At 46.4% G+C, this 11,838-nt stretch carries 9 protein-coding genes; 8 read left to right on the forward strand and 1 reads right to left on the reverse strand.

The genetic code is table 11. The features are described from left to right. The first annotated feature begins 21 nt into the window (after positions 1-21). From pulA (A6049_RS23065) to A6049_RS23090, 6 genes are all read left to right on the forward strand, one after another. Complete coding sequence (gene pulA, locus A6049_RS23065; protein WP_063566892.1) at positions 22-2,073, forward strand: type I pullulanase; 2,052 nt, start codon at positions 22-24, stop codon at positions 2,071-2,073. Positions 2,074-2,355: 282 nt separating this feature from the next. Then, positions 2,356-5,235 carry a type I pullulanase gene (gene pulA, locus A6049_RS23070; protein ID WP_063566893.1) on the forward strand — a complete coding sequence of 960 codons (2,880 nt, stop codon included), beginning with the start codon at positions 2,356-2,358 and terminating at the stop codon, positions 5,233-5,235. 281 nt (positions 5,236-5,516) lie between these two features. Further along, complete coding sequence (locus A6049_RS23075; protein WP_063566894.1) at positions 5,517-6,149, forward strand: 50S ribosomal protein L25; 633 nt, start codon at positions 5,517-5,519, stop codon at positions 6,147-6,149. A gap of 263 nt (positions 6,150-6,412) precedes the next feature. Then, the gene (locus A6049_RS23080; protein WP_063566895.1) at positions 6,413-6,931 is read left to right on the forward strand and encodes a hypothetical protein; all 519 of its coding nucleotides are present in this window, start codon (positions 6,413-6,415) and stop codon (positions 6,929-6,931) included. Between the two features lie 272 nt (positions 6,932-7,203). Next, complete coding sequence (locus A6049_RS23085; protein ID WP_063566896.1) at positions 7,204-8,169, forward strand: helix-turn-helix transcriptional regulator; 966 nt, start codon at positions 7,204-7,206, stop codon at positions 8,167-8,169. Between the two features lie 48 nt (positions 8,170-8,217). Further along, positions 8,218-8,580, forward strand: coding sequence for an HIRAN domain-containing protein (locus A6049_RS23090; protein ID WP_063566897.1), 363 nt, complete (start codon positions 8,218-8,220; stop codon positions 8,578-8,580). Between the two features lie 23 nt (positions 8,581-8,603). Here A6049_RS23090 and A6049_RS23095 read toward each other — a convergent pair whose 3' ends face one another. Further along, on the reverse strand, positions 8,604-9,704 hold the full coding sequence (locus A6049_RS23095; protein WP_063566898.1) for a glycosyltransferase family 4 protein: 1,101 nt from the start codon (positions 9,702-9,704) through the stop codon (positions 8,604-8,606). Between the two features lie 174 nt (positions 9,705-9,878). On the opposite strand from A6049_RS23095, the gene A6049_RS23100 reads away from it, so the two are divergent. Both A6049_RS23100 and A6049_RS23105 read left to right on the forward strand, forming a co-directional pair. Beyond that, positions 9,879-10,193, forward strand: a complete 315-nt coding sequence (locus tag A6049_RS23100; protein WP_063566899.1) for a DUF3817 domain-containing protein — start codon at positions 9,879-9,881, stop codon at positions 10,191-10,193. Positions 10,194-10,472: 279 nt separating this feature from the next. Continuing rightward, a complete protein-coding gene (locus A6049_RS23105) occupies positions 10,473-11,291 on the forward strand; it encodes a TerC family protein (protein WP_063566900.1) in 819 nt (272 codons plus the stop codon). Positions 11,292-11,838 lie beyond the last annotated feature (547 nt).

The following is an 11,838-nucleotide window of genomic DNA, read 5'->3' on the forward strand; positions in this document are numbered from 1 at the left end:
ATCGAGAGGGGAATATACAGCATGATTGATGACCATCACAAGTTAGACGTATTAAACGTAGTAGATACATACCAAGGAAGAGATCTGGGTGTCACGATGGAACCACAAGCCTGTAGTTTCAAAGTGTGGGCGCCTACCGCAAAGCAGGTAGATGTGCTGTTATCCCCGCCTTCAACAGGGGGAAGTCCCAATGAACAGAAGAATCAGGATGAACAGAAAGAAATACCAATGAACAAACAGGATCAGGGCATCTGGTCCCTGAAGCTCGAAGGTGAGTGGAACGGTTATCGTTATATGTACAGGGCAACCTTTGATGACGGAAGACAGGAGATTGCGGTTGATCCATATGTACGGGCTGTGACCATGAATGGAGAAATGGGAGTCATCGTCAGGCTCGAACAGACCGACCCGAATGGCTGGAATGAGGATATTCGTCCAGAACTGGCGAGCCCGGTAGATGCGGTCTTATATGAGCTGCATGTGCGCGATTTCTCGATCCATGAGTCATCCGGCATGAGGCACAAAGGAAAGTATCTTGCTTTTACCGAGACAGGTTTGCACAATTCAAACGGGAATACACTGGGGATCGATCATTTGGCTGAGCTGGGAATTACTCATGTACATCTGCTACCGGTTTTTGATTTTGCGACAGTGGACGAATCGAAGGAAGATGACGGGACTTCCGATTGCTCACGTTATAACTGGGGATATGATCCGCTCCACTACAACGTTCCAGAAGGTTCTTATGCATCCCGTGCAGATGAGCCGGAGACAAGAATTCGAGAGTTCAAATCGATGGTACTCGCCCTTCATGAGAAGGGGATCGGAGTCATTATGGATGTGGTGTACAATCATACGTTTGATACGGCAGCCAGTTCATTTGAGAAGCTTGTTCCAGGATATTACTACCGTCAGAACCCGGATGGCACGTACAGCAATGGATCTGGTACAGGCAATGAAGTGGCTACGGAGCGGCCGATGGTGCGCAAGTTCATTATCGACTCCGTACGATACTGGGCAGAGGAATACCATGTGGACGGGTTTCGTTTTGACCTGATGGGTCTGATGGACACTGCAACGATGAAAGAGCTCGCAGCAGAACTGCATGCCAAAGTTTCTCCGTCCATCCTCTTATACGGTGAACCCTGGGGTGCGCTGGAATCACCCCTTGGGGATCGAATGACACTTAAGGGAGCACAGCGTAAAGCCGGATTTGCTGTATTTAACGATAACCTCCGTGGAACGATCAAAGGCGATAGTGATGGAACGGGAACCGGATTTGCTACTGGAGCGGAGGGAAAGGAAGATGATATATGGACAGGCGTACGGGGAGCCATTACCGATTTTACGGATAACCCATCTGAAACAATTAATTATGTAACCGTACATGATAATCTCAACCTGTGGGACAAAGTCGCCCAGACACAAGGATTGCACGATACACTGGGATTTATCACATATAGTGAGGATGGTCGTGTGAAAGGCAGCGCCAACGTGGAAGAGGCTGTACAGCAGGCGAAGCCGTATTTACACGTTGACCCGGATCGTATACTGGAGAACGAAACGGTCCGGCGCTGTCTACTTGCTAATGGCATCGTATTGACTTCCCAGGGGGTTCCTTTGCTTGCGGCTGGAGATGAATTTCTGCGAAGTAAATATGGTGATGCCAACAGTCATGAGAGTGGGGATTCAGTCAATGCTATTCGGTGGGAGCAAAAGCAGCAGTTTAAGCCTATTTATGATTATTATCGTGGCCTGATCCGTCTTCGGCGCGAGCATCCTGCTTTTCGTCTTCGTACCCGGGAAGAAATTGAAGAGCATGTTCGATTGCTTGAAAAAGGAAAAGGGCTGTTGGCCTATGAACTGGCAGGAACCGCTGTCGGAGATTCATGGGGACGGATAATCGTTATATATAATGCTTCCAAAGAAACCCGTACAACCTCCGTTCCTTCAGGTACATGGAATGTGGTCGTAGAGCAGGGGCAGGTTGGTACCGAGACGCTGCGTACGGCCAAGGATGGTCAGGTCAGCATTCCTGCTATATCCATGACGGTTATGTATTCAGGTGAATGAACGTTATGGCACCCTTTCTCCATTGTGGGACGAGGGTGTTTTGTTTTCTCCCGTCTTTTTTCATCAGGACAGGTACAAATGCTGTCAATCTATGGCGCTTGTTTACATATGCTGTATCTTGAAAGCGATTGCTATGTAGATTTGCATCATATTCAATATGCTAATTGAAAGCCTCTGCTCAACCGATATGTTGAGTACAGACAACCCCGGGTTGACAAATGACGTCTCGCTCCGTAACATCGGGACAACACGAAATCAATGGATATAAAGGCGGTGGGAACGATGCCGGAATGGACATCTTTTCGTTATGAAGGCAACGATCTTGGCTTAACATATACGCGTACAGTAAGCACATTTAAGCTGTGGGCACCTACAGCTCAGCAGGTTTCTATACTCATTTTTGATGATGAGGGACATTATGATGCAAGTGGTAAAGTAACCGAACATGATGACGGACAGCAACGGTCGATGACCCGTGACCCGGATGGAATATGGAGCTTACAGCTTGAAGGGGATTGGGCCGGACATTATTATATGTATCACATTACGCATGATGATCAGCATAGTGCAGTGGCACCCGATCCTTACGCTCGTGCTGTATCGGCGAACGGACAGCGAACAGCCATAATTGATCTGGGTACAACCAATCCTGTGGACTGGGAAGAGGATGTGAAGCCCGTATTTCTACGTCCGGCAGATGCAGTTCTATATGAATTACATGTGCGTGACTTCTCCTCCGACCCCCATGCCGATATTCCGTATAAGGGCAAATATTTGGCATTTACAGCTTCCGGGTTGACGGACAGAGGCGGCAACTCCATCGGAGTAGATCATCTTGTCGAACTCGGCATCACGCATGTGCATCTTCTGCCTGTAGCGGATTATCAGACGGTGGATGAATTGGCATCGACAACGGACGCCGGTTCGAATGCCAAATTGCCATACAACTGGGGGTATGATCCGCAGCACTATAACGTGCCGGAGGGTTCCTATGCCACCAATCCACGTGATCCTGCGGTTCGAATTCGGGAGTTCAAGGCTCTCATTCATTCCTTGCACCGACAAGGCATTCGTGTCGTGCTTGATGTGGTTTATAACCATACGTACAGCGTGGATGATGGACCTTTTGAACGAATTGTACCGGGTTACTTTTATCGTTACCGTGAGGACGGCACATTGAGCAATGGTTCGGGTGTAGGCAATGAACTGGCTACGGAGCGCCCCATGGTGCGAAAATATATTTTGGACTCTCTCCTGTATTGGGCAGAGGAATATCATGTGGACGGGTTTCGATTCGACCTCATGGGTCTGATTGATACAGATACGATGAACGAAGTGACCCGTGAGCTGAGAGAACAGATTGATCCGGCTTTTCTGATCTACGGGGAGCCGTGGACAGGTGGAGATTCACCTCTGGATCGGAAAACGTTAAAAGGAACACAGCGCGGTCAGGGATTTTCCGTTTTTAACGATCATTTCCGCAGTGCCATCAAAGGGGATAGTGATAGTATCGGCAAAGGTTTTGTTACAGGAGCAGACGGTAGGGAGTACGAAATTGCCATGGGTGTAGCTGGAGCGCTGGATGATTTCACATCTTCACCGGTGGAATCCGTCAATTATGTAACAGCACATGATAATCTCAACCTGTGGGACAAAATCGCAACAACGATGTACCTCAGGCATGATCTCGGTTACCCGGTATGGAGAGACGGGCAGCCCGTAGAAGGAGGCAGTGCGGAATCGGCGGTTAAAGCGGCGGACCCTTATCGTTATGTCAATGCGGATGATGTACTTGATCATGAGATGGTCCGTCGTTCCTTGCTCTCAACAGGGATTCTACTTACCTCACAGGGGATTCCATTTCTCCATGCAGGGGATGAGATGCTGAGATCCAAAGCAGGAGATCACAATAGTTATCGCAGCGGGGACGCCGTGAATACGATCACTTGGGCTAACAAAGCTCGATTCAGACCTGTTTTTGACTATTATCGCGGCCTGATTCATCTGCGCCGCACACATCCGGCTTTTCGTATGATTAACGCCGAGCAGGTAAGGAGTCACCTTCGCATGATGCGAGCAGAAGGAAATGTGGTTGCATTTACACTGGATCACGGAGCGAATCAGGATACCTGGAATCAGATCGTGGTGATTTACAACGGTACAGGTCAGCAGCAGCAAGTGAGACTGCCGGAGGGTGACTGGCATATCGTGGTGAATGATCACCAGGCAGGTACAGATCTCATTGAGACGGTGAGCGGAACCGCAATGGTAGAACGATGGTCACTGATGGTAATGTACGACACGGAGTATGCTGGCGGTGCTGAACCCGCTGTGATTGAGATTCATTCGCCGCGTCTTGTGTACAGTGTCGGAGAGATTGCCGGTTTGCGAGCATCGGTCAGAGACCGTTTTGGTAATGTGGTGGAGAACGCATCTGTGAACTGGAGCTCTTCGAACCCACAGATTATTGCGATTCAATCCGATGGGACAATTCATACGGGGGAGACCGGAGAAGCCACGATTAGCGTCCAATGTGGCACGATTACCACAGAGTGTACGCTGCAGGTTGATTACCTCCATCCGGAACGAATTGAAATTATCGGGGAATCCGTGATGTACACAACACGTGTCAGTCGATTCCGCGCCTTGGTTCTGGATCAATTCGGCCAGCCTTTGCAAGGTATGAATATACGGTGGAGCTCGTCTCATCTGGATCATGCAGCGGTTAGTACAGCAGGCATTGTGCGTGCTTTAACACCAGGATCTACCCAGATTATCGCGGAGGCTGGAGGAATTCAGGCATCGCTGAATATCAAAATCCACAAACCAATTTCGCGAATTGTCACTCTCCGATATGAACGGGAAGATCAGCATTATGAGGGATGGGATGTCTGGGTATGGGGCACAGGCATGGAGGATGGAGCGGTCTCCTTTGAGCGAGTAGGCAATGCAGCAGAAGCCCGTTTTCGGGTGGCTGCAGGACTGCATCATCTGGGCTTAATCATTCGGCTGAATGAATGGGAAGCCAAAGATACCTGCGGAGACCGTTATGTTGATATCGGTCCTGAAGACGGAGATGTACACATTATCGTTCAGAGTGGGTCAGATCAGATGCAGGTTATCCGTGAAAGTGATGTAGAGGATGATCGTAACAGCGCATAGCTGGTCAGGTTATAGCTTCATACAAATGGTTGGAAAATATAGGCTTAACAAGCGGTCGGAAGGTATTCCGGCTGCTTTTTTTGTTCATCAGAAAGAACCATTTTCACCCGAAAAATAAAAAAACTGTACATGTCAGTGTTTGAGATGGTCTTTCATTGGGGTAAATATAGATATGGCCCCAGATTCGGCCACGCACGAAAAGGCCATTCTGGTCTAAGAGAGAAGCTTATCGCTTCCTAACAAATATAAAGTAAGGATCCCTTGAAGGAGGATGTTCAATCATGAAATCCAACGGAAAAATGGCTCAACTTACGGCAACACCAAGAACTGAAAAGAAAGGTGCAGCATTGCGCCTGTTAAGACAAGGCGGACGTGTTCCGGCTGTCGTTTATGGCCCGGGATTAGAAGGTGCCGCGATACATGTAGATGAAAAAGAAGTGCTGAAAGTAGCACGTACAGGTCGCTCCGAGATGTTCAACCTCAATCTTGAGGGTGGCAAAACGGTTCCAGTGCTGATCAAGGATCAGCAGGAACGTAACGGACGTCTGCTGCACGTGGACTTCCTGCAAATTTCGAAGAACAAGCCGATCAGCGTTAGTGTATCGATCGACTTCCAAGGTACCGCAGCCGGCTCCAAGGCAGGCGGTGTGTTCCAGACACAGGAAACTCAACTGGAGGTCGAAGGACTTCCGGCTGATCTGCCAACCTCCATTGAGGTGGATGTTAGCGGACTGGAAATTGGTGATCGTTTGACAGCTGGAGATATCAAGCTCGAAAAAGGTCTGACTCTGGTGACGTCAGGTGATTCCATCATCGCTTCCGTGATGCCGCCACAAGCGGCTGAGGAAGAGCCTACGGCTTCTGCTGATGAAGCAGCACCAGCAGCACCAGAAGAACCAGCTAAAGAAGAATAGGGAGTCAGAATATTTATTATTCTGTATCTCAACCAAGCCCGGTCATCACGACTGGGCTTTTTTATATTGGAAATGGACAAGTGGAGTCGCTGGAGATGCGCGATAATGAATGTCGTTTTGACTTATGACAGATGGCTACATAGTCGAGCTATTCGGTATGATAACGTTGCCTGTTTGCGTGAAGTAGCGTTACAGTATACTATGATTCGGAGCAGCAACAATGCACTTTGGAATAATTTGCACAAGAAAGCAGGTTTCGCAACATGTTTGATCCGACGATTTATGACAATTTGAAAGTAGGCTTCGAAAATTACCTATATGATCTCGATAATTTGGATGAACTTATTTCCATAACAGATCGGAAGGATCAGCTTGAGATGGCTCGTATGTCCAGAGAGTTCGTGCTGCAATTCTGCCTGAGAGATTGTCCTGAGGTAACTGGCGAAGTGGTACTGAGCACATCGCTTGAGGATCTCGCGGCTGAGATTTTGGAGACACCAGGTGGTCCATCAGGTTGCCGTTTGCGGCTGCGGTTCAGAATGGTTGTTAAGGAGCCTGAGACTCAATGTCCGGCGATTAGCCCCATATTACAAGAGAGCTGGCCGGAACAACGAAAATTGCAGCATATTCATTATATATTTGAAGATCAGCCAGCAACTTACGCCGTCACTGCTGAAGTACATTTTGACCGTAGTGTGAATGAAGATCAGATGGGAGATATCCCTGATCTGTGCGACCATATGGTCAATGTGCTGACTAAATTATTGCAATTGCACAAATAACCAAGCGAAAAAGTCTTGTCTCTGCTCAAAGAGACAAGACTTTTTTTATTTTTTTTTGAATGCCAAATAGGCTATCAGGCGTAGGTATAAGGACTTGAGGTTAATATTTTACGCAAGCAAGTAAGAGAATGTATATTTAATAAGCCGAATAAGTGCGATTGAACTATATACATAAGGTGAAATTGCGAAAGTGAGTTTGGGACTAAAGATTTAGTACCGGACTAAAGGAACTAGTTTTCCTTGCCGATAAAATATCGAAGGGGAGAAACTACATGACAGAGAAATTAATTCGTCTTCTGCGTATACTTCAGGCTATACAAGCGAATCCCGGAATTTCCGCCAAAGAATTGGCGTTGAAATGCGGTACCACTGTGCGCACGATTTATCGCGATCTCCGAATTTTGGACAGGGTTGCCCCTATCATGAATGAAGGTTATGGCAAGGGATATCGGTTCATTGGTGAATTTGCCATGTATCCTCTGGATTTTACCGAACAGGAAGCGATGGTATTCTCGATGCTTCCATCCGTGGTGGATACTTCGCAACTCCCGGCTGAATTTGATTCAGCTTTTGACAAGGTGATGACAGCTCATACCAAAATGAAATCGAGAAACAGTGACATTGTAGAAAATATTGCAGGCATTATTCGTATGGGTACACCTGCATACCGGGAAGAAGGGAAGTATCCCAACTTACTTATTCCAGTCATTGAAGCCATTTTGGATCAACAAACGATTCGAACCCAATATCATACGCTTACGAAAAATGAAATAACGGTCCGCGACATTGACCCCTATTACCTCATTCCGCGCGATCAGCGTTTCTACTTGATTGGTTATTGCCACTTGCTGAAGAAAGTACGTTTGTTTCGGATCAGTCGCTTTCTGGACGTTATCCAGACCAATACCCATTTTGTTATGGGTGATTTCAACATAACGCAGTTCATGAAAAATACGTGGTCCATTGATCGTGGGGATAAACTGATTCATTTTAAAGTAAGGTTCAGTAAAGAGGTGGCCCCCTACATAAAAGAAGAAGAAATGTTTGTTCGTCCACGAATGACTGATTTGCCTGATGGCGGATTGTTATTTGAAGTAACGCTGAACAGTAGTCGTGAATTCCTGAAATGGTTATATCAATTTGGCCCCGAAGCGGAGGTTCTTGAACCCCGCGAATATCGTAAAGAAATTCGTAAACAACTCATAGAGTGGATGAAGCATTATGAGGAAGATCAATAATTTCAACCCTTCTAAATTTAAAAAAAATGTGTAAAAGGAGCTTTTTCGATGAGTACCAAATTATTTGCAGCCATGTATGGAATGGAACATTATCATGGTGTAGAAGCTTTAAACGTAGGCGATATCCTGTTTCTGGTTAAAGACCCCGACAATCGGGTGGACTCTCGAGCCATCAAGGTAGTGGTTCCACCCATTGGGACGGTTGGATATATTGTTAATAATCCGCTGCTCGCTCCTCATGGTTGCTGGACAGGCTCGGGAATCTATGATGCTTTCCGCCAACAAACCTGCGCTAAAGTAAGGTTTGCCATGAAAGATATGATTATTGTGGAGTTAATTGAAATGATGTACGTTCCTGTTCCGCATATGGATAGTTTTATTGCAGACTGGCAGTCACGTGAAAAAGCCTAACGAAATCACAAGCGCAACAAGATTTATGCGCGGATGAGTCTTGTATAAGCTGCTTCAAGATGCATGGCTGTCCGGGCCCAACTGAACTGTTCAACTGCACTGGCACGGCCAGCTTCTCCAAGCGAACGAGCAAGAGAAGGATTGTCTGCGAGTTTAGACAGGTAAGCAGCGAAACTTCGGGGGTTGTGATACTGTCTCACAAGGTATCCATTAGTCCCCGATACAATGATTTCACGAATGCCTCCATTGTCTGAAGCAATGACGGGTAGTCCTGAAGCCATAGCTTCAACATTAACCAGCCCGAAGGCCTCATGTTGTTGGGAAGGGCACACCAGACAGTCCACAGCCCTGTACAAACGGTCAATACGTTCATGGGCGATTTGACCTCGGAAGGTGGCATCCACCTTTAATTTTCGGGCAAGCTGTCGCAGTTTGCGGACGTAAACTGGAGGTCCTTTCCCTGCAATGATCAGTTGCATGGGTACCTGCTGCTGAATAAGAGCTACGGCACGAATCAGCACATCCACCCCTTTGCCCGGAATCAGTCGGCCTACATACAGAATGGAGAATGGCCCTGAAATACCGAACTGCTTCCGTAGCTGCTGCTGCTCTCCTTTAGCTGCAGGCAAAAAGCGGCTTAGGTCCACGCCAAGTGGTACAACACCCATCCGTCGTTTCAAGGATGGAAATCGGCGACCTAGCCTTTGTCTGAGAGATTGACTGTTGACGGCAATCCACTTCGCTTTTTTTAACAGCGCTAATCTTGCAGGACCTGGTTGTGCAAAAGTTAACGAGTGAAGATAGAGCACCACAGGTAACGAAGGGAAGGCGCGTTTAATTGCAGCCATACTATGAGGTCTGTTGTCTACCTGGATCAAATCGAAGGGCTGAATTTTCAGAAAACGGATCACTGCCCTTGTGTACTCGCTGGGACTGGTTGCTGGTACACGACGGATCGTAATGCCATCTAATTGCTCTGTGATGGCAAGGCCGGGCATCTGACGACTTAAGATCGTCACCTGGTGACGGAGTGCAAGTTCGCGAGCAATGCCGAGGAGGCAGATTTCGACTGATCCGTTACCTGGGACTGGCAATTTTTCAGGCGCTATCAGGGCTATTTTCATCAACAGGCTCCTCCTTGTCCATATTCGTAACAATCTACTTTGGTCATATATCCTATGTGCATCGGGTGGATTTGGCTCCTGTGGAACTACGCGTGAGGGGAAATTTCGTTTTTGTGATATACTGTACGGGGTGCAGTGAAATCGTTGCGCGTATTTAGAAGCAGGAGGAAAAAAATGTTACATTCAACACTCAGCCGCTTTCGACTGCTGTTGTGGTTGCAGGGGCTTTCATATGTGCTGTTGTTATTTGTTGCTTTTCCATTAAGGGAATCAGGAATCATGCCTCAGGCAGTCACGTGGTTTGGCAACATCTATGGCTTTTTATTTCTGATGTATTTATTATTTATGGTCAGTCTTTATACCACGCAAAAATGGCGTTTACGTCGTCCAATTGCTTTGTTTTTTGTCTCATTTATCCCGCTAGGCAATCTCATCTATGATTTGCTGGTCTTTCGCAAGCTGGATCGTAGTCAGTCAAATAAAGCTTGACTTTGCTTATCGTTATGAATATGATGAGAACAGATTATTGAACCTGTTTCAACTTAAAACTAAATATTCCTGATGTTAAAGGGGAGTAGCTTTCACAGTAAAGTCGTCAGTTCGGGATTATATCCCCGGCTTTATTGGCAGCAATTTTGTTGTTAGCGAGACCTTTACCAAGTTTTCATACTGGGTAAAGGTCTCTTTTTGTGAATAAAAAGGACCTTACCAGTAATGGTAAAGGTCCTTTTTTTTGTACATCATAAGGATACTAAGGAGGAGTCAATTTTGGATTTGTCATTATTATTGGAGTATGGGTGGGTTCTCGTCGTATTAGTAGTCCTGGAGGGATTGCTTGCAGCGGATAATGCATTGGTTCTTGCCATTATGGTTAAGCATTTACCTGATGATAAACGCAAAAAGGCGTTATTTTATGGTTTGATGGGAGCGTTTATTTTCCGATTGGGTTCGTTGTTCCTGATCTCATTCCTGGTGGATGTGTGGCAGGTTCAAGCAATTGGGGCACTGTACCTCTTGTACATCTCGATTAACCACATTATCAAGAAGGTTATGGGTAGCCGAAACAAAACAGATGAAGCGGCTGATTTCGCTCCCAAAAAACAAAAAAAACAATCTGGTTTCTGGATGACTGTATTCAAGGTGGAAGTGGCAGATATCGCGTTCGCGGTCGATTCCATTCTCGCAGCTGTGGCGCTGGCTGTTGCCTTGCCGCCAAGTGGTCTTCCTCCGATCGGTGGACTTGACGGTGGCCAGTTTATCGTCATCTTCCTCGGCGGATTTATCGGTCTCGTCATCATGAGATTTGCGGCTTCCTTCTTCGTTAAGTTGCTTCATTCCCGTCCAGGGCTTGAAGTTGCAGCCTTCGTTATCGTCGGCTGGGTTGGGGTTAAGTTGGCTGTTATTACACTTGCACACCCTTCACTGGGCGTTCTGGATGAGCATTTCCCGGAAAATAAAATTTGGAAATTTGGATTCTACATTGTGCTGATTACGATTGCAGTATGCGGTTGGTTCCTGTCGTCCAAGGTGCCTGAAAAAGAAGATGAAAATCCTGTGGAAGAATTGGAAAAACAAGCAGGGAAATGATAAGATGCAGATTCAAATCTGTCAAAACATGTACCATCAATAATCGATATCTAATCTCATGATATGCATGAGTAAGCAGGGTCTGTTCCTTACAGACCCTGCTTTTTTTATATAAGTTATTGGCACGAAGTTAAATCTAATGCATATGAAAAATAGGGAATTTTCCAAGAAAAGGGTTGACATATCGAAACGAGTCCGCTTAATATAAACATAATATTAATGAAGGGAGGCCGAGAGATATGATGGTTGGTTATGATTTGAAATTCACAAAGACACTACGAAGCACAGACACAATTGTATATCCAGTTCATCGTCTCTTTGGCCTCATACGGGCGACATAGGGGAAGATGCATATCGTTTATCCTTTGAACGTTATTAATCGATATGCTACTCTCGGCGTATATAGCAATGGAGAACAGATGCGGCATGTTCATGCTGCTTTTGTTTTCTGTTATTGTCATGAAGAAGTCACGGGCGAACTGTCCGTGGCTTCTTTTTTGTTGTACTGAATATGGATATGAATTCGGAATAACGTTAGGTTCAATTT

This window comes from Paenibacillus sp. O199 (assembly GCF_001636635.1).
GTDB lineage: Bacteria > Bacillota > Bacilli > Paenibacillales > Paenibacillaceae > Paenibacillus > Paenibacillus marchantiae.

Bases quoted from the DNA above. Each gene is read 5' to 3' on its own strand.
- A6049_RS23100 (WP_063566899.1), top strand. From the start codon at position 9,879: ATGTTACATTCAACACTCAGCCGCTTTCGACTGCTGTTGTGGTTGCAG.
- pulA (WP_063566893.1), top strand. From the start codon at position 2,356: ATGCCGGAATGGACATCTTTTCGTTATGAAGGCAACGATCTTGGCTTA.
- A6049_RS23080 (WP_063566895.1), top strand. From the start codon at position 6,413: ATGTTTGATCCGACGATTTATGACAATTTGAAAGTAGGCTTCGAAAAT.
- A6049_RS23090 (WP_063566897.1), top strand. From the start codon at position 8,218: ATGAGTACCAAATTATTTGCAGCCATGTATGGAATGGAACATTATCAT.
- A6049_RS23095 (WP_063566898.1), bottom strand. From the start codon at position 9,704: ATGAAAATAGCCCTGATAGCGCCTGAAAAATTGCCAGTCCCAGGTAAC.
- A6049_RS23085 (WP_063566896.1), top strand. From the start codon at position 7,204: ATGACAGAGAAATTAATTCGTCTTCTGCGTATACTTCAGGCTATACAA.
- A6049_RS23075 (WP_063566894.1), top strand. From the start codon at position 5,517: ATGAAATCCAACGGAAAAATGGCTCAACTTACGGCAACACCAAGAACT.
- pulA (WP_063566892.1), top strand. From the start codon at position 22: ATGATTGATGACCATCACAAGTTAGACGTATTAAACGTAGTAGATACA.